General features: G+C 68.3%; 26 protein-coding genes. 9 read left to right on the top strand and 17 right to left on the bottom strand.

Going from position 1 to position 26,760, the window contains the following annotated elements:
* Positions 1–74: 74 nt before the first annotated feature.
* The 3 genes from DAT35_RS01530 to DAT35_RS01520 all read right to left on the bottom strand — a co-directional run bounded on the left by DAT35_RS01530 (position 75) and on the right by DAT35_RS01520 (position 3,914).
* A complete protein-coding gene (locus tag DAT35_RS01530) occupies positions 75–536 on the bottom strand; it encodes a cytidine/deoxycytidylate deaminase family protein (RefSeq protein WP_108065072.1) in 462 nt (153 codons plus the stop codon).
* Positions 537–614: 78 nt separating this feature from the next.
* Positions 615–1,508 carry a serine protease gene (locus tag DAT35_RS01525; RefSeq protein WP_108065602.1) on the bottom strand — a complete coding sequence of 298 codons (894 nt, stop codon included), beginning with the start codon at positions 1,506–1,508 and terminating at the stop codon, positions 615–617.
* 135 nt (positions 1,509–1,643) lie between these two features.
* Positions 1,644–3,914 (bottom strand): PrkA family serine protein kinase, encoded by a 2,271-nt coding sequence (locus tag DAT35_RS01520; protein WP_108065071.1) that lies wholly within the window; start codon positions 3,912–3,914, stop codon positions 1,644–1,646.
* A gap of 241 nt (positions 3,915–4,155) precedes the next feature.
* Here DAT35_RS01520 and DAT35_RS01515 point away from each other — a divergent pair, with 241 nt between their 5' ends.
* The 3 genes from DAT35_RS01515 (at position 4,156) to DAT35_RS01505 (ending at position 9,106) form a co-directional block, all read left to right on the top strand.
* Complete coding sequence (locus tag DAT35_RS01515; RefSeq protein ID WP_146209537.1) at positions 4,156–6,747, top strand: hypothetical protein; 2,592 nt, start codon at positions 4,156–4,158, stop codon at positions 6,745–6,747.
* An 80-nt stretch (positions 6,748–6,827) separates the two neighbouring features.
* Positions 6,828–8,342, top strand: a complete 1,515-nt coding sequence (locus DAT35_RS01510; protein WP_108065069.1) for an Hsp70 family protein — start codon at positions 6,828–6,830, stop codon at positions 8,340–8,342.
* A gap of 89 nt (positions 8,343–8,431) precedes the next feature.
* A complete protein-coding gene (locus DAT35_RS01505) occupies positions 8,432–9,106 on the top strand; it encodes a hypothetical protein (protein ID WP_146209536.1) in 675 nt (224 codons plus the stop codon).
* 80 nt (positions 9,107–9,186) lie between these two features.
* Here the strand turns inward: DAT35_RS01505 and clpX are convergent, their stop codons facing one another.
* From clpX to DAT35_RS01490, 3 genes are all read right to left on the bottom strand, one after another.
* The gene (gene clpX, locus DAT35_RS01500; RefSeq protein WP_108065067.1) at positions 9,187–10,464 is read right to left on the bottom strand and encodes an ATP-dependent Clp protease ATP-binding subunit ClpX; all 1,278 of its coding nucleotides are present in this window, start codon (positions 10,462–10,464) and stop codon (positions 9,187–9,189) included.
* A gap of 201 nt (positions 10,465–10,665) precedes the next feature.
* Positions 10,666–11,298, bottom strand: coding sequence for a hypothetical protein (locus DAT35_RS01495; protein WP_108065066.1), 633 nt, complete (start codon positions 11,296–11,298; stop codon positions 10,666–10,668).
* 66 nt (positions 11,299–11,364) lie between these two features.
* Positions 11,365–12,312: an AgmX/PglI C-terminal domain-containing protein gene (locus DAT35_RS01490; protein ID WP_233261248.1), complete on the bottom strand. Its 948-nt coding sequence runs from the start codon at positions 12,310–12,312 to the stop codon at positions 11,365–11,367.
* A gap of 170 nt (positions 12,313–12,482) precedes the next feature.
* Between DAT35_RS01490 and DAT35_RS01485 the strand changes: the two genes are divergently transcribed.
* On the top strand, positions 12,483–13,235 hold the full coding sequence (locus DAT35_RS01485; RefSeq protein ID WP_233261247.1) for a tRNA pseudouridine(38-40) synthase TruA: 753 nt from the start codon (positions 12,483–12,485) through the stop codon (positions 13,233–13,235).
* On the opposite strand, the gene DAT35_RS01480 is transcribed toward DAT35_RS01485, so the two are convergent.
* The 8 genes from DAT35_RS01480 to DAT35_RS01445 form a co-directional block, all read right to left on the bottom strand.
* Positions 13,232–13,396, bottom strand: coding sequence for a ribbon-helix-helix domain-containing protein (locus DAT35_RS01480; RefSeq protein ID WP_108065063.1), 165 nt, complete (start codon positions 13,394–13,396; stop codon positions 13,232–13,234). The two genes, DAT35_RS01485 and DAT35_RS01480, sit on opposite strands and share 4 nt — an antisense overlap.
* A 188-nt stretch (positions 13,397–13,584) precedes the next feature.
* Positions 13,585–14,469 (bottom strand): ATP-dependent sacrificial sulfur transferase LarE, encoded by an 885-nt coding sequence (gene larE, locus DAT35_RS01475; protein WP_108065062.1) that lies wholly within the window; start codon positions 14,467–14,469, stop codon positions 13,585–13,587.
* 110 nt (positions 14,470–14,579) lie between these two features.
* Entirely contained in the window at positions 14,580–15,317 is a 738-nt protein-coding gene (cysC, locus tag DAT35_RS01470; RefSeq protein WP_108065061.1) for an adenylyl-sulfate kinase, read from the bottom strand.
* Between the two features lie 188 nt (positions 15,318–15,505).
* The gene (locus DAT35_RS01465) at positions 15,506–15,931 is read right to left on the bottom strand and encodes a Mov34/MPN/PAD-1 family protein (protein WP_108065060.1); all 426 of its coding nucleotides are present in this window, start codon (positions 15,929–15,931) and stop codon (positions 15,506–15,508) included.
* Between the two features lie 5 nt (positions 15,932–15,936).
* Positions 15,937–16,548, bottom strand: coding sequence for a ThiF family adenylyltransferase (locus DAT35_RS01460; RefSeq protein WP_108065059.1), 612 nt, complete (start codon positions 16,546–16,548; stop codon positions 15,937–15,939).
* Between the two features lie 5 nt (positions 16,549–16,553).
* Positions 16,554–16,826, bottom strand: a complete 273-nt coding sequence (locus DAT35_RS01455; protein WP_108065058.1) for a ubiquitin-like small modifier protein 1 — start codon at positions 16,824–16,826, stop codon at positions 16,554–16,556.
* A 3-nt stretch (positions 16,827–16,829) separates the two neighbouring features.
* Complete coding sequence (locus tag DAT35_RS01450; RefSeq protein WP_108065057.1) at positions 16,830–17,072, bottom strand: sulfurtransferase TusA family protein; 243 nt, start codon at positions 17,070–17,072, stop codon at positions 16,830–16,832.
* Positions 17,060–17,785, bottom strand: a complete 726-nt coding sequence (locus DAT35_RS01445) for a HesA/MoeB/ThiF family protein (protein ID WP_233261245.1) — start codon at positions 17,783–17,785, stop codon at positions 17,060–17,062. The genes DAT35_RS01450 and DAT35_RS01445 overlap by 13 nt, the downstream gene beginning before the upstream one ends.
* 183 nt (positions 17,786–17,968) lie before the next feature.
* Here DAT35_RS01445 and DAT35_RS01440 point away from each other — a divergent pair, with 183 nt between their 5' ends.
* From DAT35_RS01440 to DAT35_RS01430, 3 genes are all read left to right on the top strand, one after another.
* A complete protein-coding gene (locus DAT35_RS01440) occupies positions 17,969–18,367 on the top strand; it encodes a hypothetical protein (RefSeq protein WP_108065055.1) in 399 nt (132 codons plus the stop codon).
* Positions 18,368–18,465: 98 nt separating this feature from the next.
* A complete protein-coding gene (locus DAT35_RS01435) occupies positions 18,466–19,752 on the top strand; it encodes a sensor histidine kinase (RefSeq protein WP_108065054.1) in 1,287 nt (428 codons plus the stop codon).
* Positions 19,749–20,513 (top strand): response regulator transcription factor, encoded by a 765-nt coding sequence (locus DAT35_RS01430; RefSeq protein ID WP_108065053.1) that lies wholly within the window; start codon positions 19,749–19,751, stop codon positions 20,511–20,513. The genes DAT35_RS01435 and DAT35_RS01430 overlap by 4 nt, the downstream gene beginning before the upstream one ends.
* 12 nt (positions 20,514–20,525) lie before the next feature.
* On the opposite strand, the gene DAT35_RS01425 is transcribed toward DAT35_RS01430, so the two are convergent.
* The gene (locus tag DAT35_RS01425) at positions 20,526–22,166 is read right to left on the bottom strand and encodes a hypothetical protein (protein ID WP_108065052.1); all 1,641 of its coding nucleotides are present in this window, start codon (positions 22,164–22,166) and stop codon (positions 20,526–20,528) included.
* Positions 22,167–22,526: 360 nt separating this feature from the next.
* Between DAT35_RS01425 and DAT35_RS01420 the strand changes: the two genes are divergently transcribed.
* Positions 22,527–24,824 (top strand): carbohydrate-binding protein, encoded by a 2,298-nt coding sequence (locus DAT35_RS01420; protein ID WP_108065051.1) that lies wholly within the window; start codon positions 22,527–22,529, stop codon positions 24,822–24,824.
* Between the two features lie 4 nt (positions 24,825–24,828).
* On the opposite strand, the gene DAT35_RS01415 is transcribed toward DAT35_RS01420, so the two are convergent.
* The gene (locus tag DAT35_RS01415) at positions 24,829–25,983 is read right to left on the bottom strand and encodes an AI-2E family transporter (protein WP_108065050.1); all 1,155 of its coding nucleotides are present in this window, start codon (positions 25,981–25,983) and stop codon (positions 24,829–24,831) included.
* Between the two features lie 103 nt (positions 25,984–26,086).
* On the opposite strand from DAT35_RS01415, the gene DAT35_RS01410 reads away from it, so the two are divergent.
* On the top strand, positions 26,087–26,587 hold the full coding sequence (locus tag DAT35_RS01410; protein WP_108065049.1) for a hypothetical protein: 501 nt from the start codon (positions 26,087–26,089) through the stop codon (positions 26,585–26,587).
* A 50-nt stretch (positions 26,588–26,637) separates the two neighbouring features.
* Here DAT35_RS01410 and DAT35_RS01405 read toward each other — a convergent pair whose 3' ends face one another.
* Positions 26,638–26,748 carry a hypothetical protein gene (locus DAT35_RS01405; RefSeq protein WP_047858218.1) on the bottom strand — a complete coding sequence of 37 codons (111 nt, stop codon included), beginning with the start codon at positions 26,746–26,748 and terminating at the stop codon, positions 26,638–26,640.
* Positions 26,749–26,760 lie beyond the last annotated feature (12 nt).

Genomic DNA, 26,760 nt, shown 5'->3' with positions numbered 1-26,760 from the left:
ACACGACGCTTCACTTGTACCGAGGGACAAGCCCACGCGAGGAGTGTTCACTCGCGAACAGTGTGCGGCGGTGCTCAGCGCTCGACTGGCTGCTCTTCCGGACCCGGCCCCACGAGCTCGATGCCCAACCGGCCCGCGTACTCGAAGATGCGCGGATCCCGGTAGAACTCGCCGTAGACGATGCGGCGCACGCCCGCGTTCGCGATCAGCTTGAAGCACGGCCAGCAGGGACTGGCGGTGGTGTAGAGCGTGGTGGGGTTGTCCCGCTCGCTGTCGATCCGCACACCGTTCTTGGCCGCCTGGATGATGGCGTTGGCCTCGGCGTGGACGGTGGCCACACAGTGGCCGTTCTCCATCAGATGCCCCACGTCGTCGCAGTGGGGCAGGCCCCGGATGGAGCCGTTGTAACCAGTGGAGAGGATGGTCCTGTCGCGAACCAGGAGCGCGCCCACGTGCCGCCTGTCGCAGGTGGCGCGGCTGGCCACCTGATGCGCGATGTCCATGAAGTACTGATCCCAGGAGCTCCGGTTGCTCATGCGTGCCTCCCCTCCTCCGGATGTACCGTGGTGGGAAGGAGTGTCCACTTTCCCGGCGAGCCCCTGGGAGGGCGCGAGCTAGCGGCTGGCGGTCTGCGAGCTGCCCGGGGCCGGGGCCGCCGCGGGGGTGCTTCCGAGCAGCCGGGAGAAGCCCTTCTGATTGAGGAAGAAACGCACCTTGGCGGTGGGAGCGGCGAAGGTCTCTCCGGGCATGGGCACGTCGAAGCTGTAGTTCTGCTCGGCCACGGCGAAGCCCACCTTGGCGGTGCGGTAGCCCTCGACGATGGCGAGCAGCTTGCCCGACTCGAGACTGAAGATGCCGCCGCCGGAGGCCCCGTAGCCGATGGGCGCGTCCGTCTTCAACATGCGCGGCGCCTTGCTCTCCTTGTCCCACTCCACCTGGGACACCATGCCGCCGGAGAGAGACAGGGCCCTGCCGAAGGGGCATGCGGCCACCACCACGTCATCGCCCAATTCCAGCTCCGAGTCCGACGCGAGCTGCGCGGGCGTCAGCGGCAGGCCGGGCACCTTGAGCAGCGCCAGGTCCATGTCGGGCACGGAGCCGGTGGCCACCACCTGGGCCACGTACTCCTTGGAGTCGGCGCGCTCATCCACGATGACGACGAGGCTCGGATCCTTCAGGTCCGCCATGTCCACCACGTGCGCGTTGGTGAGCACGTAGCTGACGAGCCCCTCTGCGGTCTTCTCGTTGCCGATGACCACGCCCGAGGCGGTGCGCCGGGCCTTGCCATCCTCGACGAGGGCGAGCCGCACGTTGTGCGGGAGGATCCGCTTCACCAGATCCTTGCGCGTGGGCCTTGGAGTGGAGACGCCCACCTGCTGCATCACCACCGGCGCACTGCCGCTCCCTCCGCCGGTGCCCGGGACATCGGGGGCGGCGAGCGGGTTCGGAGCCGCAGCGCAGGACAGCATGGCGAAGAGGGCAGGCAGGCCCAGGGTGAAGCGAGTCATCGATGCTCCGAACGAGGGGGGGAAGAGGAACAAAAGCCCTCAACCTGTATTGAGTTCCCATCTTCCCCCTGCAACCCATTTTTCGGGAAGCATCGTGGCCGCCGGGCGCTCGTCCGCCCGGCAGCTTCCAGCGACTCAGCCGTAGCGCTTCTTCATGAGGAAGAGGATGGCGTCCTTGGCGCAGTGCTCGCAGTAGCCGTAGCGCTCGTGCATCGTCTTCAGGGTGCTCTCCACCTGGGCCTGCTCGCGCGAGGACAGCGTGCCACGCTCCTCGGAGAGGTACTTGAGGACGTTCTCCTTGTTGCGGCGCAGCACCCGCTTGCGCTCCTCGAAGTAGTGGTCGCGCAGGCGGCGGAACATGTCCGGGAAGATGCGCGGGTAGTCCATCTCCGAGTCCGGGTTGTCCAGCTTGTGCGCGCCGATCTGCGAGATGAGCCCGCGCCGGAACTCGCCCGGATCCTCGCCCCGCGGCATGACGATGGCCTCCATCTCCGCCATGCGCTGCTCGTCCGGACGCTCCATGGCTCCGGTAATCCGGTTGCGGATCTTCTCGTTCTTCACCCAGTGGCTCACGTTGTAGACGTAGCGCTCCACCAGTTCGCGGTACTGGCCCTCGGAGACGAGTCCCATGGATTCGCGCACCTCCTCGTCCACCCGGTCGAGGTACTCGGCCTCCACCGCGCGCACGAACTCCTCGTGGTCGTGGTAGCCGTCCACCACCTCCTGCAGGAGGAACTCGTAGACGCTCTTGTCCTTGCAGATGGCCTCGAGCTCCTCGAGCACCGCCAGGGCGTTGAGGCACTTGTAGTCGGCGTTCTGCGCGGCGTTGAAGAGCGCCGTCTTGATCTCCCGGGCGCTGGCGCCGCTGCGGCCCTCGTAGTTGGGATAGGCGTCGGACTCCTCGTACATGTCCGTGCGCAGCTTCCGCAGCTCCTTGCCGTGCGACAGGCTGAGCCGGTCCGGCACCACGCCCTCCTCGTAGAGGTGCATCTTCTCCACCGGCGTCACCTGATCCACGAGCTCCTTCACCTCGGGCGGGTAGCGGTCGGGGATGGGCTTCTTGAGGCGGGTGAGCACGGCCCACATGGCGGCCACCTGGGTGGCGTGCGGGGCCACGTGCTTGCCCACGGTGGTGGGAGTGATTTGAGCGTCGTAGACCTCCTGCTCCAGCTTGTAGCGGCGCAGGTAGGGCACGCGCACCAGCTCGATGCGGCCCTTGAAGGAAGCGAAGTCCGGCAGTTCCTTGAAGGCGCCCAGGTGCTTCTCGTTGGACGAGGCGAGGAGCACCTCGTCGAGTTGCAACACGAAGTGCTCGAGCGGCACCTGCGCCGTCTCGCTGAAGCCCAGCAGGTACTTGAAGGCCTCCAGCGGGCGCTTGAGCAGGTCCGCGTACTCGATGATGCCGCGGTTGGCGTGCACCAGCGGACCATGGGGCTCGAAGAGGGCCACGTTGTGGAGCGCGGGTGGCATGTTGAGCATCTGCGCACGGTCCGCCGTCACCTGCTGGTACATGGCGTCCACGCTCATCTGCGGCTCCACCGTCACCGTGCCCACCTGGTAGCGGCGCGAGATGTAGAAGCGCTCCACCCGCACGTGGCGGAGCACCTGCAGGTAGTCGCCCTTGTAGTTGGACAGGAGCGCCTGGTAGATGCTGCGGCACTTGTGGCACAGCTCTCCGTGCAGCAGGTAGTCGGAGAGGACGAAGTCGCCATCCCCCTGCCCGTCCCCATTGCTCAGGCCCTTCTTCTTCAGCGCGCCCTCGAGCAGCCGGTTGCGCTCGGTGGGGGGCACCACGAAGAGCGGATGATCCCTCAGCTCGCAGGGGATGCGCACGTCGATGGACTCGGCGTCCAGATGCGCGTAGGTGGACAGGTCCCCGCCCGTGGCCGCCGCCGCCGCCGCCGCGCGCTCGCCCCCGAAGCCGATGGAGCCCTTGACGAGCTTCTCCGAGGGGAAGATCCAGCTGATGCGGTAGAGGGCTCCCTCGGGCTGGCGCGAGTAGGCCTCCATGCCGGCCTTGAGCGCGTTGACGAGCGTGGACTTCGCGCTGCCGTTGGGCCCGTGCAGCATAATGAGCTTGTTGATGCGGCCGGCGCGCGTGAAGTTGCCGAGCAGCCGGTAGATGGCGTTCTGCACCTCTTCCTGGCCCGCGACCCGGCCGTCCCGATCGCTGGAGGGCACGTCGAAGACCTTGAAGCGGCGCACCTTCCCCGTGGGGTGCGGCACCAGTTCCGTGCCGTAGGAGTCCATGACGTCGCGCAGGTACTGGGCCGCGTTGCGCGACTGCCCCCGGGGATCGCTCATGAAGAGCGTGACGTACTCCTCGAAGGAGAGGATGGAGCGATTCTTGACGAAGTCGTCGGACACCTGCGAGCCCACTTCCTGCAAGTATCGCTTGGCTTCCACGGGGTGACTCCTCTGTGCTGTAGTTCAGGAACCCACTAACCACGCCGGCCGGTCACCGCCATGCAGCAGCGCACGGACCCCCGGAACTTTTCCCTCGGGGAGCGGGATGTCCAGGGCTCTTGTTTCCGTTGTGTTGTTGGCAGTGCTCTCCGCCTGCCCGCCCACCACGACGATACCATGTGACACGGACGCCGACTGCCCCGACGGCCGATGCCGCTCCGGTGGATGTGGTCCGGTGTGCTTGGATGATTCCGAATGTGGAAGCCGCCAGGTGTGCGCGGGGGGCTCCTGCGCCCCGCGTCCCGAGTGCACCCAGGCCACCGACTGTGCTCAAGGTTTCGCCTGCACGGACGGCCGCTGTCAGTGCGGCTCGGACGCGGCCTGTGCCGCCAACCAGGCCTGCCGCGAGGGCCGATGCGTAACCAACACCGCGTGCACCTCGTCGAACGACTGCCCAGCGGGCAAGCGCTGCGAGCCTCTCCAGGGCGTGTGCCAGGAGCCGTGTACCCAGGCGACGGACTGCGCGCCCGGGGTGGATCCCCGCGTGGCCTCCCTGCTCTACGTCTGCCGGCAGGGCGACTGTCTGCGGCAGTGTCTGAATGATCAGCTCTGCGGCGCGGGCTTCATCTGCGAGGCCGGCACGTGCGCCCGCGCGGGCTGTGTTACCAAGGCCGACTGTCCCTCGGGCCAGTACTGCACGAGCGCCACCGCGGGACGCTGCCTCGAATACCAGCTCTGCACCTCCACCTCCGAGTGCGGCCCCAACTTCGAGTGCCGGGCCTTCACCTCGGGCGCCTGTCCTCCGGGCTTCGACTGCGCGACGAAGATCTGCCAGGAGCTGTCCCGCTGCCTCGTGGACACGGACTGCCCGGCCACCGCGTACTGCCGGGACGCGCACTGCCAGCCCACCTCCGCGTGCACGGAGGGCTCCCCCTGCCCCTCGGGTCTCACCTGCGTGGCGAACCGATGCGTGCCGGGAGGTTGCCGGGGACATGCGGAGTGTGCCCCGGGCGAGGCCTGCACGGATGGCGCCTGTCGCCCCGCGCCCCCAGCGGGCAACATCGTCGCCCTCGCGCTCAGCCCCCGGGTGGCCACGCTCGTGGTGGGAGACACCGTGCAGCTCTCGCTGGTGGCCTACTCCGCGCCGGACAGCGCCAGCTTCCCGCTGGCCGAGGCCAGCTTCTCGGCAGTGGACGCGAGCGGCGCTCCCAGTAGCGCGGTGACCGTGTCGTCCAAGGGTCTCGTCACGGCCGTGTCCGCCGGGACGGTGCGCGTGCGGGCGTCTCCCGTGGGCGCGGCGGTGTCTCCCCAGGAGGCCACCCTCACCGTGCTGCCCGTGCTGGAGAGCGGCCGGCGGGTCACCGTGGTCGACGCGGCCTCCCGGCGTCCGCTCGCCGGCGTGGAGGTGCTCGGCTGTGACACGCCTCCCGCCTCGGGCCCCTGCCCCGCTCCCGTCACGGTGACGACGGACGCGAGCGGCGTGGCCCTCTTCCCTGGCTCCACCGGAGCCACCGCCAGCTTCTCCGCCGCCTCGCCCGAGACGCGAGCGGATGGGCGGCTGCGGTACGACCGCGTCTCCGTGGTCTCCACTCCCGTGCGCGACGTGCTGCTGCCGCTCGGGGAGAACCCCGTCCACGGCGCCGCCGGCTTCAACGCGGGCATCAGCTTCAACGAGGTCCACTCCTCCGGCGAGCTGTGGCTCGGCTTCTCCATGCTGTCCGCGGGGGATCCGACAGCGGTGGACCTCACCAATCTCTTCGGAGACACCTTCCTCGTCTCCATCCCTGGCCTCACCCAGCGCGTCCCCGCCCCCGCCGGCCTGGTGGCCTATGCGTCCCTGGGGCTCGCGGGGACCACGGAGATCAAACCGCGCTCGTATGGCTTGGGACTGGCCGGGCGCCGCACCGCCGTGGCCTTCGCCGGCAAGCTTCCCCTCGCCCAGGCCACGAGCCTCCGTCCCACGGACCTGCTCGCCTACTCCGGCGCGATGGACTACTCCCTCCAGGCCTTCACCTCCACCCCCCACCTCCCGTACGTACCGGACGAGACGGACCTCGATGGGGATGGCCTGTGCTCGGACACCACGCGCTGCCAGGGCAGCGAGGACCTCCCGGACTACAACCACTTCACCGGCATCACCCACCGCCCCCGCCGCGAGCAGCTCCTCCGCACGGAGGTGGTGATCCCCAATCTCCCCTCCGGCCTGGACACGGCCGTGGTCGCCGCCGTGGAGCTCTCCCCCGAGGCCGGTCTGATGCCCCTGGGGCTCGCCTCGCGCACGGCCGGAGCAGCCCAGCCGGATGGGACCCGGCCCGTCCAGCCAGTGCTGCTGCGCAGTGGTGCACCGTATGGCGGTGCGGAGGTGGGTTCACCCGGAGTGTGGGTGTTCGCCACGTCCGCGACCCTGGGGACGTCTGTCAGCGGGCGCATCGTCCGAGCGACCACCCTCCCCACCCGCGTCGCTCCAGAGCCCTTCCTGCCAGTACCTACCGCCTCCTACACGCCCGCGAGCCGGACCTTCACGCCCTCGGCGGCGAGCTGGAGCGCCCTGGCGGGACAAGGCGTGGGGCTCGTCCGGGTGACGCTCACGGGCGCCCGGGGGCGGCACGTGGTGTTCCTCTCGCTGGATGCGAGTGGAGGAGCGCTCCATGTCCCCGAGTCCCCCGCCGGGGCGGACGTGGATCCCGCCGGGCAGGCCGGAGTCTCGCTGGAGGTGGCGGCGCTCCGGCTGGCCGAGGGGCTCTCGGCCGAGGGTCTCCTGGATGCGCCCGGGGTGAACCTGCTGCAACTGCCGGTGGTGCTGGACGCCTACTCGCGCTCGCGACCCCAGTGAACTTGAACTAACCTGTCGATCCATGGTTGAGGCGAGCCCCCACTCGCCCCCGCGCGCCCTTTCATCGGAGTCCACGCCAGATGCACAAGGATCCCATCATCGGCATCGACCTTGGCACGACCAACTCGTGCGCCGCGATCGTCGAAGAAGGTGGGAACGTGAAGCTCATCCCCTACAAGGGCGGCGAGTACACCATCCCCTCCATCTTCGCGATCGACGACAAGGGCAACGAGCTGATCGGCTACGAGGCCAAGCGCCAGTGGCAGCTCAACCCGAAGAACACCATCTACGGCTCCAAGCGGCTGGTGGGGCGGCCCTTCAAGAGCGACATCGTCGAGGCGATGAAGAAGGTCGTGGCGTACTCGGTGCGCCCCGGCAAGAAGAACGACGTCGTCCTGGACGTGGGCAAGAAGGAGTTCACCCTCCAGGAGATCAGCGCCAAGATCCTCAACAAGATCCGCGACGTTGCCGCCAACTACCTGAAGACGCCCATCAAGCGCGCGGTGGTGACGGTGCCGGCGTACTTCAACGACCGGCAGCGCCAGACGGTGAAGGAGGCGGGCAAGCTCATCGACCTCGAGGTGGTGCGCATCATCAACGAGCCCACCGCCGCGGCGCTCGCGTATGGCGCCGGCAAGGGCGTCACCAAGAAGGTGCTCGTCTATGACCTGGGCGGCGGCACCTTCGACGTGTCCATCATCGAGATCCGCGACCGCGTCTTCGAGGTGAAGGCCACCGGCGGCGACGTGTTCCTGGGCGGCATCGACTTCGACAACGCCATCATCCACCACGTCCTGAAGGACTTCGCGTCGAAGACGGGCATCGATCTGGCCACGGATCCGGTGGCCATGCAGCGCATCAAGGACCTCGCCGAGCGCACGAAGATCGATCTGTCGGCGCGCGACGACGTGCAGTTCAACATCCCCTTCATCACGATGACGTCGCAGGGCCAGCCCCTGAACATCGAGATGAAGTTCACGCGCAAGATGCTGGAGCAGCTGACGAACCACCTGGTGGATCGGACGCTGCAGATGGTGGCGCGGGTGCTGGTGGACTCGGGGCTGAGCACCAAGGACATCGACGAGGTGCTGCTGGTGGGCGGGCAGACGCGCATGCCCATCGTGCAGGACCGGCTCACGAAGTTCTTCGGCAAGACGCCGAGCAAGGGCGTGCACCCGGACGAGGCGGTGGCGGTGGGCGCGGCGCTGTACGCCAAGTCGCTCGAGGACAACTCGAGCCTGCGGCTGCAGCTGCTGGATGTGATTCCCATGGCGATCGGCCTGGAGCGTGCGGGAGGGGCGTTCCACACGGTGTTCCCGCGCAACGCGCCAATCCCCAATGCCAAACAGCTGGTGGCGACCACGAGCATGGACAACCAGACCGAGCTGGCCATGCGCATCTTCCAGGGCGACCACGAGCAGGTGGTGAAGAACGATCTGCTGGGCGAGTTCACCTTCTCGGGGATCCGCCCGGCCCGGGCGGGCTCGGTGCAGGTGGAGATCACCTTCGACGTGAACGTGGAAGGCATCCTCACCATGCGCGCCAGGGACCCGGCCACCGGCCGTGAGATGAAGACCACGGTGCGCGTGAGCTGAGCGCTTCGTCCGAGGATCATGGGATGAATTTCCCGCTGGGAGAGTCGTCCCAGGGGGGCCTCATTCCACACGATTCGAGGATCCACCCCATGCGTAGCCTGTCCCTTCGGGCGCGAGCCAGCCTTCTGCTGGCCACGACCCTGCTGCCCCTGTCTGCCCTCGCCCAGGCCCCCGCCCCAAGTCAGGTCCCCTCCTCTGAGCCCATCCCGACCACCGCGCCGGCCCCGGGTGGAGACTCGCCGTTGGGTCAGGACGCTGAGCAGCCGCCAGTCCGGGGCTTCACGAAGCTCGACATCGGCGTGTCCGCCGGGTTCAACAGCCCCGCGGGTATCTATGGCGGAGAGATCGAGTACCGGGCCCTTCCGTGGCTCGGCCTGAACGCGAGCGGCGGTGTCGGGGCCTGGGGCTTGCGAGTGGGCCCGCTCGTCCGCCTGTATCCGTTGGGCGCGAGGGGCTTCAGCCCGTTCGCCGAGGCCGGCGTCAGCTTCAACCTCGGCTCCGAGGTGTACTCGGAAATCAACGGAGAGCGGCGGTATGCGGACCAGCTCTTCACGCCCGTGGCGACCGCGAGCCTGGGCGCGCGCATCGCGCTCGGGAGCCGGCTCTACCTCACGCCTCGCGTGGGCTGGGCCTTCCGCCTGCGCGAGGACAACTTCCAGATGCGGGATGGCAATCCCCCCGACTCCATCACGGATGCCGCCGTCTTCCTGACCCAGCACGGCGGTTTCCTCACCAGCCTCGCCTTCGGCGTGGCGATCTTCTGAAGCGGCCTTCCGGGCTGAAATGAGAAAGCCCCCGCGCCTCGATGGGCCGCGGGGGCTTTTTCACGACGGAAGAAGCACGGCTACGCCGACTTCTTCTCCTTCTCCATCACCAGTTGGGGCGGCTCGTGCTTGGTCACCACCGTCTCGGTGATCTTGCACTCCTTCACCCCATCCCGGTACGGGACGTCGTACATGATGTCCAGCATCGCGTCCTCGAGGATGGCGCGCAGGCCGCGCGCTCCCGAGTTGCGCCGCATCGCCTCCTTGGCGATCGCCTTCAGCGCTTCCTTGGTGAAGGTCAGCTTCACCTTCTCCATCTCGAAGAGCTTCTGGTACTGCTTGATCAGCGCGTTCTTCGGCTGGGTGAGGATGGTGATCAGATCCTCTTCCTTCAGGTCGTTGAGCGTCGCCACCACCGGCAGACGGCCGATGAACTCGGGGATCATCCCGAACTTCATCAGGTCCTCCGGCTCCACCATGGCGAGCAGCTCACCCACGCTCCGGTCTTCCCGGTGGGTGATCTTCGCTCCGAAGCCCAGGCCCTTCTCGCCCACGCGGCGCTTGATGATGCCGTCGATGCCGTGGAACGCGCCGCCGCAGATGAACAGGATGTTCGTCGTATCAACCTGCACGTACTCCTGCTGGTTGTACTTCTTCCCACCCCGGGGCGTGACGTTGGCCCGCGTGCCCTCGATGATCTTCAAGAGCGCCTGCTGCACGCCCTCGCCGCCCACGTCTCGCGTGGCGCTCGGCGTGTCACCCTTGCGCGCGATCTTGTCGATCTCGTCGATGTAGACGATGCCGCGCGCCGCCTTCTCCACGTCGTAGTCCGCGTTGTGGAGCAGGTTCTGGATGATGTTCTCCACGTCCTCACCCACGTAGCCGGCCTCGGTGAGGCTGGTGGCGTCCGCGATGGTGAAGGGGACGTTGAGGAAGCGCGCCAGCGACTGCGCCAGCAGCGTCTTGCCGCTGCCCGTGGGGCCGACGAGCAGGATGTTGCTCTTGCTCAGCTCCACGTCCTCCGAGCCCGAGGGCTTCATCCCCGGACGCGGCCGCGCCGTCGGCTTCTTCTGGTAGATGCGCTTGTAGTGGTTGTACACGGCGACCGACAGGACCTTCTTCGCCTGGTCCTGTCCGATCACGTAGTCATCGAGGAACGCCTTGATCTCCATCGGCGTCGGCAAGCTGACCTGCGGCTTGCCCTCCTCGCGCTCGTTCTCGTCCGCAATGATGTCGTTGCAGAGCTTGATGCACTCGTCGCAGATGTAGACCGTGGGGCCCGCGATGAGCTTGCGGACCTCGCGCTGCGACTTGCCGCAGAACGAGCAGGACAGGTTGACGTGGTGCTCCTTCTTCACTGCCGCCTCCGAGTTCACCGACCCCGGTTCCCCGGAGCCTACTAGCCGACACCACCACACCCAAGCCGCCTGGCTGCCCACGTCTCGAACAGCCGTCCGCTAAAATATAGGCTCCAGCTGAACGCGCAGGAAGCCCATCTCGGATGTATCGCCCGGCGGGCTGTGCACCGCCGGACGGGGTCAGCGTTGAGTAACACTCGTTCAGGCGTCATTCACGCCCGAAGCGAGTTCCTCCAGGTCTTGGGCCAGGGCGCCCGCCCGCTCGGCGATGGCGTGGGGGACCCGGCGGCAACCGGACACCTCGGAGGCCAGCTTCCGGGCCATCTGGGCCAGTTTGCGCACCTGGAGACTCTCCGGGGGGGGCTCCGGGGGCGGCCGGGGGAAGCGCTCGGCGAACTCCTTCTTCAGTTCATTGGGCGGCTTCTCGGGGTTCCAGATACTGTCACGGAGTGAACGGTACTCCTGGGGCGAGAGCTGGCCGCGCTCCTCGGCGTCCGCGAGCACCTCAATGACCTCGAAGGCGGGGGCCTTCTGGGGGAAGTCCTCCTGGGCCACCTCCTCGGCGGACTCGTGCTTGGCCAGGAAGCTGAACGAGCGCGTGAGCTTCAGGGCGGTCTGCTTCTTGATGTGGAGCTCCTTGAGGCAGTAGGCCTCGAAGGAGGCGTAGCCCCAGGGTTCCCAGAGGTTCTCGTCCCGCACCTGGACGAGCAGCTTGCCCAGCTCAGCCCAGGTGGACTTGAAGCGCTTGGCCGCCACCAGGACGGTGTGGCGGAAGGTGCCCGGGGGCACGGAGGCGGCCTTCTTCTCGATATCTGCTTCTGCGGCGGTCACCATGCCCACCTGTATCGGGCAGGAAAACCGGGGGGGCAAAAAAGCGGCCCGCCGCCGGACCGCTGGTGCTTAGCCCTTCTTACCGATGGTGAACGCGAGGTTCACCGTGGCGCGCTCGCCCGTGTAGGGCTTGAAGGGCCACTTCTTCATCTCGACCAGCAGGCAGTCGAAGAGCGGGCCCTTCTTCAGTTGCGGGTGGTCCACCCACAGCTGCGCCACCTTGCCGTCGTTGCCGATGGTGAACTCGAGCGGCACCTTGGCGGCGAAGCCCGGGCGGCGCTCGGCCTCCTCCTTGAAGCAGCGGTGGAGCGAGTTCTGGTACTGCTTCACCACCCGGTTGATGGACGCCTGGTCGTAGTTGACCTCCGTGGACAGGCCGTCCGCATCCGTGGAGACCTTGCCCGCTGGGCGGCCCCCTCCCCCCGCCGGGCGGCGATCCGGCTTCTGCGTCAGCGAGGCCACCTTCTCCGGCGGCTTCTCCGTCTTGTCCGGCGTCGCCGTCTCAGGAGGTTTGACAGGGGGGGCCGGCGTCCGCTTGGGCTCGCCTGGGTAGTCGAAGAGCTCCTCGGGCACCGAGCGCTTCGCCGTGGTGATCACCGGGGGATCCATCTTGATGTCGAGCTCCCCGCTGTCGACACCCGGCAGGTACACGGCCGAATAGCGGGCGATCTGCCACGCGCCCACTCCCAGCCCACCGAGCACCACCGCCGCCACGCCACTCGCGATCAGCCGAGCACGGGTGCGGCGGGCCTGGAGGGCTCGGGCCTCGGCTTCCACCTTCAGCTTCACCGCCGCCTTGGAGGCGTGGAGCTGGAAGGCGTCCAGGGACTTGAGTTTGCGGAAACCACTCGGACCGGAGGCGGAGACTTCCGTCTCTCCGGTCAACTCTCCGGTGTACAGCTTCTCCACCACCTGGTGGCCGGTCAGGGGTCCGAGGACGAGGTCCCCCTGGCGGTAGAGCCACTGGGCATCAAGCTGCGCCCTCTCGAAGTCATGGAGATCTTGTGCGGCCGACATGGGCCGTGAAGTATCCCAGGCCCCACGGGTCATCACAACGCCCCTCCAACCCCCAACGCTCAGTGAAGAGAACCCCCGCCGTTCTGTGGATCTGGTATCGCGGCACGAATTTCCTCGGCTTCCAACGCCAGCCGGGCGGCCTCACCGTCCAGGAGGCCCTCGAGAGCGCCATGCGCAAGGCCGGAGTCCCCTACCCCGTCATGCCCGCCGGCCGCACCGACCGGGGCGTCCACGCGCGCATGCAGGTGGTGAGTGTCCGGCTGCCGCCCTGCTACACCTCGGAGATGCTCGCCGAACGGCTGCCCCCCCACCTCCCGCCGGATCTGGGGCTGTGTGTGGCCCGGCGTCCCCCCGAGGGCTTCCACTCCCAATGGAGCGCCGCCGGCAAGGAGTACCGCTACCGCGTCCAGCTCGGAGGCACCGTGTCCGAAGCGTGGCGGCCCTTCGTGATGGATCCCTCGCTCGAGCCCCGGCTGGTGGGAACGCCGATCAAGCCCGAGCGTGTGGCGGAGCTGCTCGGCGCCGCCGTGGGACGCCGTGACTTCTACGCCTTCCACGAGCACTCCAGCCTGCGCAAGCCGCGCACCCTGGAGTCGGCTACCCTGCACGAGCTGGGGGATGGTCTGTTCGAGGTCCGGCTGCGGGGCGATGGCTTCGGGCGCTACCAGGTGCGCTACCTCGTGGGCTCCACGCTGCTCACCGCCGCGAGCTCCCTCTCCGAGGAGCACTTCCGCGCCGCGCTCGAGTCGGGCACCGCCATCCCAGGCCTCAAGGCCCCCGCCCGGGGGCTCGTGCTCTGGGAGGTGTACTACCCGTCCGACAAGGATCCGTTCCCTCCCGAGGAGCGGGCCCGCGCCCCGGGTCTCCCCTCGGCGCCTCCCTTCTCCCACCACCCCGAGGAAGCGGATGCCCGGGCCGCCTAGTCGACCAGGCGATCCTCGTACTTCGTCAGCAGATCCGAGATCGCCTCACGCAGGTACTCGCTCTGGCGGATCCTCGTCGAGCGCGACAGCTCCTTGAGCGCATCCAGCTTCTCGCGGCTGAGACGGAACACCACCGAGGTGAGGCGAGGATTCATATCCATGTGCGTTATCTCCTACAGGTGCGCACAACGTCTCACAGACGCATCGGATCGCAAGAAAATCATCGGACCCGTTGGATCACCCGAGGATCAGAAGCGGATCACCGGCCCCAGCGCACACCGGGGCACAGCTCTACGTCCGATCGGAGCGCGGATCCAAATCCCAGCCGCACTCCAGGATCAGCGCAGGCTCAGCTGACGACCGGCAGCGGGTGCGCATCCGCCGAGGGACGCTGGAGCCCCGCCGCCTCGTTCATCCGACCCGAACGGAAGGGCTCGAGATCCAACGCCACGAACTTGAACCCCAGCGCCTTGAGCGCCGCGTCCACCTCGCGCCGCACGTCCGGAGACAGGAAGCGCTCGTACTCCTCGGCGGCCAGCTCGATGCGGGCGATCTCCTGGTGGTAGCGCACCCGGAACTGCCGGAAGCCCCGCTTGCGCAGCTCGGACTCGGCCCCGGCGATCTGGAACAGGCGCTCGCGCGTCACCGACGTCCCGTACGGAATCCGCGACGCCAGGCACGCCATCTGCGGCTTGTCCCACGTGGGCAGCCCCAGCGCGTGGCTCCACGCCCGGATCTCCTCCTTCGTCAGTCCCGCCTTCGCCAGCGGCGACTGCACCGCGTGCTCCTTCGCCGCCTGGTGCCCCGGCCGGTGATCCTTGAAGTCGTCCGCGTTGAAGCCGTCCAGCACCACCTCGAGCCCCAGCTCCTGGCGCTTTGCCTCGCAGAGGTCGTACAGCTCCGTCTTGCAGAAATAGCAGCGGTTGGTCGGGTTGGCGGCGTAGTTCGGATTGGCCAGCTCGCCGCTCGACACCACCACGTGCCGCGCCCCCAGCCGCTCGGCCAGCTCCCGCGCCTCTCTCTCCTCCTCCGGCGCCACCGACGCCGACAACGCCGTCAGCGCCAGCGCCCGCTCCCCCAGCTCCTCCACGGCGATCTTCAGCACGAACGTGGAGTCCACCCCTCCCGAGAACGCCACCAGCGCCGAGCCGTGCGCGCGCAAGGCCGCACGCATCGCCTCCAGCTTGGGACGGGAGGAGTCACACAGGGCCTGGATACGCTCGGGGGTCAGCATGGGGGGACCTCTATAAACGAAGAACCCCCGGGTTGCCCACGCAACCTGGGGGTCCTCTCGTCCCTTCTCAATCCACGGCCCTCCCAGGGTGGGAGGCAGTGGGCGCCCGGCTAGCGGGCCTTGCGCTTGGCCGCCGCCTTCTTGGCCGCCGGCTTGGCCACCCGGGCCGCCCTCGACGCCGGACGCGCCTTGGCACCCTTGCCCGCCTTGGCCGCGGCCTTGGCCGGCGCCTTCGCCGACGACACCCGCGTCACCGGCGTCTTCGTCGGGGGCTGCGCCTTCATCTTCTTGCCGGTGATGATCTTCAGCTCCTCGGACGTCACGTACCCGAGGTCCAGCAGCGACTGGAAGATCTTCGCGGCGCCGTCCTCGACGCTCTCCTGATCCGAGTGGATGACGACCTCGGCCGAGGCGGGCGGCTCATACGGCTCGGTGATCCCGATGAAGTTGGGGATCTCCCCGCCCAGCGCCTTCTTGTAGCGGCCCGTGGTGTCGCGCTCGATGAGCTTCTCCGTCGGACAGTCCACGTACACTTCGATGTAGCGGCCGATCGTCCGGCGATTCTCCTCGCGCGCCGGCTTGTAGGGGCTCACGGCCGGCACCAGCACCGCCACGTTGTTGCGCGTGAGCACCCCGGCCACGAAGCCCAGCCGGCGGACGATGAGATTGCGCTCGTCCTTGGTATCCCCCAGGCCCTGCCAGAGGTCATCCCCGAGCGCGTTCTCGTCGAGGATCTCCACGTTGCGGTCCACCTGCCTGAGCCGGGCCGCGATGTAGGCAGCCATCGTACTCTTGCCGGTCCCGGACATGCCGGTCAGCCAAACGGTAAAACCAATCGTCTGCGCCATACGGGTCCCAAACTCCCTGCGCCCAGGGGCGACAACTCCGTGCCCCCCACGTGCGCGGCAGATCAAAAGTCGGGGGCGTTATAGACGAAAATCATACCGTTTGACAATTCGTACCCACCTTTCCGCAGGTAGGGGGGGCAGGCGGCCAAGTGCCCGCTTTCTCAAGGGATTTGCAAGAGAGAAATGCGCTAGAAGGCCCGTAAAACAGGACCTCCTCGAAACTCTCCGCAATCCCACCAGAAAATTTTCATATCACTGATATGCCCCGCGTGTACCGCCACCACGAGGTAGCAAACGCCGGGAAGCAGCGGATCACCGTCCGGGGCGGCCTGGCGTCGGTCTTCGTCGGAAAAGTCCGCACTCGTGTCTACATGGGAGTGGAAGACGCAGGCCACGTGCTCCCCTCGGGCCTCGGCCTCCAGCAGGACGCCGAGCCACTCGCGCGGCTCGAACGCGTACGCGATCCGGGGCGCGGCGTGGACGTTGCGCAGGGGGAGGACCCGCCACGAGCCTCCCTCCCCCGCGCGCAGCAGCACCCCACAGCCCTCCCGTGGATAGGTGGACTCCAGGTGTCGGACGACATCCGACAGGTCTTCCGGTAGCAGGGGGAGCACGTCTCTCAGCCACACCGGCCGCAGCGCCGCACGGGCAGGTCCGTCATCACGCCCGGAGCCTCCCACGTGCACGCCCCCAGGGCCGGCCCCAGTCCGAGCAGCAGCCGCTGGAGGATCAGGGCTCCCAGCGCCCCCAATCCCACGCCGAGCGCGCCCTTGGGAGGAGCACCCCACGCGGCCGTGGTGGCCTCGAAGCACCCGACACAGCCACCCGCGCCCCGGAAGATGACCACCCCCCGCGTTCCGTCGCCGCCCAACGCCACCCAGGGGCCCTCGCCGTCCCATGCCGCTGGCAGCTCCGCCAGCCTCCCGGTCCCGTGGCCGGCGAGCGCGTCCGCATTGACGTCCGGCAACACCCTCGCGAGCACCTCGGAAGCCGGCCGGCCCACGTCCTCCGCCGGGACGAGGAAGCCCTCCGCACCCGGCGCCAGTGACTCGGGGCCCGCCTCCACTGCCGTGCCCCCGGCCACCACGTACGCCGCGGCCGTCAGCCCCGCCACTCCCGTGGCCTTCAGCCGCACGCCTCCCGACAGCAGCTTCTCCTGTCCGCGCCCGCCCACCTCGCGCAGGAGGATCTGCCTCGAGTACCGGAGGATCTGCTCCTCGCGCAGTGCCATGGCTCCTACCCTCCGGCGATGGCCGGGATGAGGGTGATGCGGTCTCCCTCCTTCACGGGCGTGGCCAGTTCCCCCAGGAAGCGGATGTCCTCGTCGTTGAGGAACACGTTGACGTAGCGCCGCACCGCGCCCCTGTCGTCGAGCACCCTCGAGCCGATCCCCGGGTGCGCCTTCTCCAGGTTGTTCAGCACCTCGCCCACCGTGGCGCCCGCGACGCGGACCTCGCCCTTGTTGCCCGTGAAGCTCCGCAGGGACGTGGGAATGCGAATCGTGGCCATTTCTCAGCTCCCGCCCTGCTTGCGCAGCAGCAACCTGTGGACTCCATCGCCCCGGGGCTCCAGCTCAAGCACCTCGTGGCCATCTTCTCGCGCGTTGCGCGGGACATTCTTCAGCGGCTCGTCGCCCCGCAGCAGCACCTCCAGCACCGCGCCGTCGTCGAGCGACTCCAGCGCCAGCTTGGTGCGCACGTAGGTCATCGGGCAGACCTCACGGGTGATGTCCAACGTCCGGGTCACCTCGTGCATCCGGCGATCTCCTCGGTGAAGACGGCAGGGCGCGGGCGGGAACAGCCCTCGCAATCAGGGGCGCGCCGCACGCGCACCTGGCGGCCTCGCAGCGTGGCCCCGTCGAGCACGTGCAGGATGGCCTCGCCGTTCGCCGCCGGGGCCTGGCCCGTCAGCCGCTCCAGGATCAGCAGGGCCTGCACCGCCCCCACCAGCCCCGCCATCGAGCCGAGCACCCCCGCCTGCGCGCAGGTGGGCACCGCGTCCGGCGAGGGCGGCTCCTCGTACACGCAGCGCAGGCACGGCCCGCCGGGCTCCACGCGCATCGCCTGCCCCTGCATCCGCAGCACCCCGCCATAGACGAGCGGCACGCCCGTGGCCACCGCCACGTCCGACAGGAAGAGCTTGGTGGACGTGCCGTCGGTGGCATCCACCACCGCGTCATGGGCCCGGAACAGGGAGACGGCATTGCGATCGTCCACCCTCTCGGCGAGGGTCTCCACGCGCAGGCCCGGGAAGGCCCTCCGCAGCCCATCCGCCGCCGACTCCACCTTGGGCCGGCCCACGTCCGAGGTGCGGTGCCAGAGCTGCCGGTGGAGGTTCGTCACGTCCACCCGATCCGGATCCACGAGCGTCAGAGCTCCCACTCCCGAGCGCGCGAGCGCCAGCGAGGCCGGACAGCCCAACCCGCCCACGCCCACCACCAATACCCGCGCCGAAGCCGCTCGTTCCACGCGCGCGACCCTCGCCGAGCCTCCTCCCGCCGTCAACCCCGCCTCTCGCGCGCGTCCAGTACCGCCCACTCCACCCAGTGAAAAAGCCGCCGACCCTCGAGCCGAGCGAATATCGTCCGGCCCCGCTTCGTCTTCTCGCAGAAGCGCCTCCCATCCGGAGCACCCCACCTTCCCCGAGGACCCATGAGACACGCGCTCGCATTCCTCACCGCCGCCCTCCTCTTCACCGGCTGCCACAAGAACACCGGCGAGAGCCCCACCCCGCCCGCGGACGCCCGCGACTCCGGCCAGACCGGTTCCACCGAGTCCACCCTCTCCGCAACGGCCCCCTCTGGCGGTGGCGACAAGGCCCAGGCCGGCACCAAGGCCCAGACCGGCGGCAAGGCCGCGGTGGAGGCCTGCGTCGACCGCTGGCTCCAGGAGCACAAGCTGGACAACTACGGCCACCCCGAGGGCACCATGTACGCGGGCGGCACTCCGCTCTTCAACGAGGCCACCGGCGAGACCCGCGACCGCCTCGAGTACGTCTTCTCGCGCCAGCCCGAGGCCCGCAAGGCCTGCGCCGAGAAGAACGCGCAGTAGCCTCCCCCCTCGCCGCCCCCCAGAAACCAGGGGGGCAGGCGTCCCGAGGAGTGTTGGGATTCCAGAAAACCCGGCAGGCCCTTAAGCTCGCCCGCCAGATGGAACCCGCCCTCACGCTCGAAGACGACAAGCCCGATTCGCACCGGCGCGCCCGCGTGCGCGCAGTGCTCGAGCGGCGCAAGCTGACGGACAGCATCTCCGCCGAGCAGGCCGCGGCCTCCTGGGAGCAGGAGCGCTTCGTCGCCCGGGCCCGCGCCCTCTTCTACGCGCGGCTCATGTTCCTCACCCTGGGCCTGTTCATCCTCGCCGTGCCCAAGTGGTCCCTCTACTTCGGCTTCGGGCCCCAGGGCACCTTCGCCTTCGCCGGCTATTTCACGATGCTGCTCTACAGCGTCGCGAACTACCTGGTCATCCAGCACCCCAAGGCCGGCCGGTGGGTGACGTACATCACCCTGTGCCTCGACCTGGTCATCATGGTGGTGCTCATCAACAAGCCCCAGGTCGGCGGCGGTCTGCAGAGCCCCCTGCTCGCCACGCAGCTGCTCTTCACCACCCTCTTCGCCCTCCTCTTCCCCAAGCCGCTGGCGGTCCTCCCGCCCATGCTGACGCTGCCCATCACCGCGCGGCTGGATCTGCTGCTCAACCGGGACGTCACCGCCGTCGATGTGCTCACCCTGCTGTGGTACTCCGGGCTCAACGTCATCATCATCTACGTGCTGGTGTACCTGAACGAGCGCGAGGCCCTCTCCCACCGCGAGGTGGTGGAGCTCCAGGGAGATCTCAAGGAGATCGCCGTGGTGGAGGAGCGCAACCGGCTCGCGCGGGAGATCCACGATGGACTGGGCGCCTCGCTCTCCTCGATGATCATCCAGGCCGAGTTCATCCTCGGCATGGCCCAGGACAATGCCCTGCGCACGGAGATCCAAGAGCTGAAAGCGACCGCCGAGGAGTCCATCGAGGAGCTGCGCCGCAACCTGCAGATGATGCGCGAGGACTTCGAGCTCACCCAGGGGCTCGAGGAGTACGTGAAGACGTTCCACGAGCGCACCCAGGTGGACATCCGCTTCGAGCGCAGCGGCCTGCCGCGCAAGCTGTCCCCGGACGCCCAGCTCGCCCTCTTCCGCATCCTCCAGGAGAGCCTCTCCAACGCCGTCAAGCACGCCGCGCCCAAGCAGGTGCAGGTGAAGCTCGACTACGACCTGGACCGGGTGCACCTGCTCGTCCGTGACGACGGCAAGGGATTCGACTCGCGGCAGACACCCCGCGGTCACTACGGCCTGCTCAATATGCGCGAGCGGGCCATGAAGCTCGGCGGTACCCTCATCGTGGACTCGGCGCCGGGTAACGGCACCCGCATCTCCTTCACCCTCCCTTCCGCCCCATGACCGAAGCGATCGCGCCCTCTCCCATCCGCGTCTTCGTCGTCGAGGACCAGACGCGCATCCTCAAGAACCAGCTCCGCCTGCTCGAGAGCCACCAGGACATCGAGATCGTCGGCACCGCGCTGTCCGGCGAGGCCGCGCTCGAGGACGTGCCCCGGACGAACCCGGAGGTCCTCCTGCTGGACCTGGGCCTGCCTCGCATGAGCGGCATCGACGTCACCCGCCAGGTCAAGGCGCAGTGGCCAAAGGTGGAGATCCTCATCTTCACCATCTTCGACGAGGAGGACAAAGTCCTCGAGGCGGTGAAGGCCGGAGCCTCGGGATACCTGCTCAAGGGCACACCCGCGGACAAGATCATCGAGGCCATCAAGGAAGTGCGCGCCGGTGGCACCGTCATCCAGCCCAGCCTGGCGCGGCGGCTGCTCCGCCACTTCCGCGTGGAGCCGGATGCGAGCCCCATCCCCACCGAGCCCCTGGCCCCGGTCTCCGCCGCGCCCGCCGTGCCCGAGACACCGGAGCCGCCTCCCGCCACGCCCGCCTCAGACGCCAGCGAGGAGCCCCTGCTCAAGCCGCTGTCCAACCGCGAGACGGAGCTGCTCCAGCTCATCGCCAAGGGCGTGTCCAACAGCGAGGCGGCCCGGCTGCTCAACCTCTCCAAGGCCACCATCCGCACCCACCTCGAGCACATCTACCGCAAGCTCGAGGTCACCAACCGCGTGGAGGCCGTCACGGAGGGCATCCGCAAGGGCATCATCTCGGTGTGACGCACCGGGGACTCACCAGGAGGCGGTGACGCCCGCGAGGATGCTCGAGTAGGTGTCCTCGGCCACGCCTCCGTTCGTCCAGCCGCGCCGGGTGCCCGGCCCCGAGAAGCGATCCAGGTAGTGCTCCAGCCGGAAGCGCGCGGAGTAGCCGATCGGGCCCCAGATGTCGCCCGCCACGCCCAGCTCCGCCGCCCAGCCGAGGCTCGACACCGAGGTGCCGTAATCGCGCACCTCCGCGACGAGCGTGCCGTTGGAATCTCCGCCAATCGACTCCCCCGGGTTGGGCCGCAGGAAGAGCTGGCCCGCGCCCTCGATGCGCACCGCGCGCATCAGCGGCACCGACACGTCCAGCCCCAGCACCGGGTAGAAGCGGTGCGTCACCGGCAGCGGCGACTCCACCGCCTCGTCCACGGCGAACTCCCGGCCTTGCGCCCCCAGCCGCAACCCGGCGTAGCCCCACTGCGGCGCTCCCTGCTTCCCCAGGTCGAAGAAGTAGCGGTAGGCGAGCATGGCGCCATAAGCCGTGTCCGTCGCGTACACCTCGCGATCGGGCGTGGAGCCCACCGGCGTCGACACCTTCACCGTCGTCCGCGCGAAGCTCCGCTGGTAGCCCAGCGTGAGCCCCACCCCGCGCAGCAGCGAGGGCCAGTGCGCTAGTGGGAACACCTCCGCCTGCGCGGCGATCCCCACGTAGGGCGCGTTCGAGGAGAAGTCCGCGATGTCTCCCGTCTGCTGCTCCGGCGGCAGTGCGTCGTACTGGCTGCACGACGACACGCCCGGCCGCGCGCAGTACTTGCGCCAGGTCACCGCCGCCCCGAGGAACACCCGCACCCTCGGAGGGTAATGGCCCGGGGCCGATGCCTTCTCCGCCTCCTGGGGCTGGGCACCCTGCGCCTCGGGAAAGCCTCCACCACTGCCCTCGAAGTCCGGGGTGTACGTGTGCGACTCGTCGTCCAGCTCCACCCACGCGAGAACGGGCTGCGCTTCGGACGCGCGAGGCTCCTGCGCCGCCGGCTTCTCCGCCACCGGAGCCGGCTTCGGCTTCGGCGCCTGGGGCACCACGGGCTGCTCGGGCTCCATCAGGCGGGGTGCCTCCACCGGAGGCTCGGTCCGGGCCACCACCGGGGGCTCGGGAGCCGGCTGCGTCACCGTGGGAGGAGCGGGCGGCGGGGCCTTCGCCACGGGCTCCGGCGCCACGGGAGCGGGGGCGGGCGTGATCTGATTCGCCGTCTTCACCGCGGCGGACACGGCCAGCGCGAGCTTCTGCGCATCCTTCGGCGCCAGCACCCCGCGCGTCAGCGGGTAGCGCCCGGACCACACCTCCCGGCCATCCTTCGCCAGGAGACGGGCGTTGAAGTCCGCACCCACGGAGCCCGCCAGGACGGCATCCACCTTCAGCTTCGGAGCCAGGCGGGTCACCGCCTCGGGCGACACGGCGGCGGGGCCCCTCAGCCCCTGCTTTCCGGCCGCCATCCCCCAGGCCGCCGGAGGCGACACCTGCACCTTGCGCGTCTTGCGCAGGGCCGCCGTCACCTGGGCCCGGAGCCGATAGTTCTTGTCTCCTTCGAGTACGGAGACCGCGACGCGCTCGGCAAGCGCGACCTGCGAGGTGAGCATCACGGCCAGCGCCACCGCCGCGCCCCACCGACACATCCAGCGTCCAGAGGCCTTCATGGATGTCTGGCAGCCTCACCCAGCGTACAGGCCCTTGTCCAGGCTCGTGCACCGTCAGCCCCGCGCAGGGCCGTCCCAAGGGTGATGCCTCGCGATGAGCGGTGAGCTCGACGGCGCCAGGCCCAGCGATTCGATGACCGGCCGGGGCCTGGGTCGGGGGCCCGAGAGGGTCGCCCATGGCTTCCGCGTAAACATGTATTCATCGATTTACATGTTTTCCAGCTAGTCAACATCCTTTAACCGCGCTAGGAGAGACAACCGCCGCACCGTCCGCACGAGTAGACCTCCGGCCCACCGAGCTGCTCGGGGCCAGTCCGTACATGGAAGGAATGGGTTCCCATGATGAAGAAAGGCTTCAAGCGCTCTCGGATGTCCCTGCTGTCCACCCTGGTGATGGCGCCGCTCGCGGGGCTCACGATCGGCGCTCCCGCATATGCCGCCGGTGAGAGCAGCAGCGTCTGGCTCACCAAGAAGGATCTGTCCCAGGCCCTGCAGCAGCAAGGCAACGTGGTCTTCGGGGCGGACTCGAGCTCCGGGCAGAACACCATCTACGTGGACGAGAACGTCACCTATCAAGCCATGGATGGAATCGGCGCGTCGCTGACCGACTCCTCCGCCTGGTTGATCAAGAACAAGCTGAGCGCGTCCACCCAGACCTCGGTGATGACCAAGCTGTTCGACCCGGTCAACGGAATCGGCGTCTCCTGGCTGCGCCAACCCATGGGCGCCTCGGACTTCGCGGTCAACGGCAACTACTCCTACGACGACATGCCCGCGGGGCAGCGGGATGACACGAACCTGTCCCGGTTCTCCATCGCCCATGACGAGGCGTACATCATTCCGCTGGTCAAACAGGCCATCAGCCTCAATCCCAACATCAAGGTGATGATCTCCCCGTGGAGCCCGCCCGCCTGGATGAAGGCGAATGACTCCATGAACGGCGGGACGTTGAGCACCAGCGCGTATTCCCAGTTCGCGCTCTACTTCGCCAAGACGATCGAGGCCTATGAGGCTCGAGGCATCCCCATCTACGCCTTGACCGTGCAGAACGAGCCGCTGCACCAGACCTCCGGCTATCCCACGATGAGCCTGCCGGCCACGGACGCGTCCAACTTCATCAAGTTCAACCTGGGCCCCACCCTCGCCGGACGCGGCCTCAAGACGAAGATCCTCGGCTACGATCACAACTGGGATCAGCCGGGCTACGTGCAGACGCTCTACTCCGACGCGTCGACCTACGGCTACCTCGCTGGCTCCGCCTGGCACTTCTACGGCGGGGATGTCTCCACGATGAACGACATCCACAACCAGTACCCGGACAAGGACGTCTACTTCACCGAAGGGTCCAGCGGGACGTGGATCTCCGATTTGTTCGACGCGAACATCACCAATGAGATCTCCATCTTCCGCAACTGGGCCAAGACGTACACCGACTGGAACATCGCGCTCGACACCAACCGGGGCCCGACCAATGGCGGCTGCACGACCTGCTCGGCGCTCGTGACGATCAACCAGGCCAATGGCAGCGTGAGCTACACGCCCACGTACTACGCCATGGGCCACATCAGTAAGTTCGTCACCCCGGGCGCCAGGCGGATCACCTCCACGGGCTACGCGCAAGGGCTCCACAACGTCGCGTTCAAGAACCCGGACGGCTCCAAGTCGCTCATCGTCTACAACCAGAATGGTGCGAGCGCCACGTTCGCGGTCAAGTGGGGCAACGCGTCGTTCTCCTACACGCTGCCGGCGACCACGATCGCCACGTTCAAGTGGTCGGGCACGCAGGCGGGCAGCACCCTCATCCCGGCGAGCACCCGGCTGTATGCCTCGGCGTACCAGGAGGCCCGGGGCGCTCGCCTGGAGACCACCACGGACACGGGCGGCGGCCGGGATGTTGGCTACACCTCCAACGGCAGCTACCTCGTGTTCAAGAACGTGGACCTGACGAACGTCACGTCCGTCAGCGCCCGGGTGGCCAACGGGAGCTCGAATACCTCGCTCGAGTTCCGCACCGACAGCGCCACCGGCCCCCTGCTCGGCACGGCCACCGTCAACGCCACCGGCGGCTGGCAGACGTGGACCACCACCAGCGCGGCCCTCACCGGCGCGGCGGGCGTGCACGACCTCTACGTCGTGTTCCGGGGCAGCCTCAACCTGAACTGGGTCCAGCTCGGCTCGAGCACCGGCTCGGGCAACCTCGCGTCCAACCCGGGCCTCGAGTCCGGTGACCTGAGCAGCTGGTCCGACTGGCACCCGACGACTCAGTCCGCCGCCGCGCACAAGGTGGACACGGACACCCCGCGCACGGGCTCGTTCAAGCTGACGCACTACGCGGCCACCGCCTATCAGCAGACCTCGTTTCAGGCGGTCTCCGTGCCGAACGGGACGTACCGCGCGAGCGTATGGGTGCGCTCCGGCGGCGGCCAGACCAACCTGCGTCTGGAGGCGAGCAACCACGGCGGCGGCACCACCCTGTACAGCACGGATCTCGGCTCCACCGCGACGCCCAGCACGTGGACGCAGTTGACCATCGCCAACATTCCCGTGACGACTGGCACGGTCACGATCGGTGTCTATTCGAACGCCGCCGCTGGAAACTGGGCGGCTTTCGATGACTTCGAGCTCACGCGCCAGTAGCTCCTCACCCCTCGATGGCCGCCGTGGACGCGGGAGCCACCACCGCCTGCGGCGCGGCGACCGGCACGGGCGACACCAGGGCCGGGGTCTCTGACTCCGGCTGCGGTACCGCCAGCTGGAGCTTCAGGAAGTCCCGCCGGTAGATGCGCACCATCGCCATGAAGATCGAGGCGATGAGCGGCCCCACCAGCAGCCCCATCATCCCGAACACCGCCAGCCCGCCGAACATGGACAGGAACACCAGCAGCGGGTGGAGCGTCATCCGCGAGCCGCACAGCCTCGGCCGGATGATGTTGTCGATGGTGCCCACCACGAAGGCGCCCCACGCCAGCAGGAAGACGCCCTCGTTCACTTTGCCGGTGAGCAGCAGCATCACCCCGATGGGCCCCCAGACGAGCGCTGTGCCTCCCACCGGCACCATCGCCACCAGCGCCATGGCCGCGCCCCACACCCCCGCGTGCGGCACCTTCACCACCATCAGCCCCACCACCCCCAGCGCGCCCTGCACCAGCGCGGTGATGGTGTTGCCATAGATGATGGCGTGCGCCACGTCGGTGAACTCCTGCGCGAACGCCTGGATGTAGCGCTTGTCCAGCGGCACCAGCTGCGTGGCCTCGGACCACAGGCGGCGGCCATCCAGGAAGAAGTAGTACATGGCCACCGTCATCAGGAACAGGTCGATGACCAGCTCCGTCCCGGCCCCCAGCACCTCGCTGAGCACCGAGGCCCCGCTGGCCATCGCCCCCATCAGCGCCTGCTCCGTCTGCGTGCCATTCAGCGTCGTCGGCACGTAGCGCCGCAGCCCCCTCGGCAGGTTCGCGGCGAGCTGCTTGCGCAGGTCCACCGTGTCGAGCAGCACCTGCGTGTGCTCCAACATCCCCAGCACCTCGCGCGCCACCAGCCAGCCCACCACCGCCAGCGGCACCAGGATGAGCAGGAAGATGGCCACCGTGGAGAGGCCGGCGCACAGCGACGGATAAGCCCTCAGCCGCGTGCGGAACAGCACGTCCTGGAGTGGCAGGAACAACACCACCAGGAAGCCGCCCAACAGCACCGGCATGAGGAACGGAAGAAGGATCCTCGAGAAGAGAATCAGTGCCAGGCCGAACAGGCCGGCGAAGATAAGATTGGACCACCGCTTGGTATCGAAACCAGTCACGCCCCCACCCCCACCCCACAACACCCGCCCAGGACGCGACAAAACGTAGGAACTTCGCTTCTCAGCGGGAAGCCCGGGCACCCTCTCCAAGGCAGACGATCTCATGACTTCTGGACGCTTCCGCTTCCCCACCTTCCCCCTCACAACGCTCGTGGGGGCCCTCGCGCTGGCCTCCTCCGCATGCGGCGGCGGCTCCTCCCAGGGCTGCACCCAGTGCGCTCCCATCGAGGGCCGCTACACCCTGGTGCTCGAGCCGGGGACGAATCCCTCCTCCTGCAGCGGGGTGACGGTGACGCTGCCCCAGGGGCCGCTGGACGTGAGCCGTCAGGACAGCGACATCTCCGCCGAGCTGGACGGTCTGACGCTCCGCGGCACGCTCTACCAGACCAATGACTTCAGCCTGGTGGGCAACAGCCTCGGACAGGAAGATGGGGGAACCCCCGGGCCCGAGTCGGCGACCCTCGCCGGACTCTACGTCCCGGGAGTCGGGGACGGCGGCGTGCCCAGGTTGGTGGGGGACTGGCAGGGGAACTTCTCGAGCACCTCGGCCGGGGGCACGAAACGGTGCTCGGTGACCCGCTCCTTCACGGCGACCCGCCAGTAGGCAGGCGAGCGTGCTCGCGCGGAGCGGGTCCGAGGCAACGGGGCGACGGACTACTTCTTCTCGCCCTCGGCCGCCTTGGCCGCCTTGCGCTTGAACTGACGCTTCCACTTCTGCTTGATCTTGTTCTGAACGCGGCGGTGCTTGCTCTTGCTGCGGGCCATGTAGGTGTCTCC

It is taken from the genome of Vitiosangium sp. GDMCC 1.1324 (assembly GCF_003044305.1).
GTDB lineage: Bacteria > Myxococcota > Myxococcia > Myxococcales > Myxococcaceae > Archangium.
This window is presented reverse-complemented; position numbering and strand designations above follow the sequence as displayed.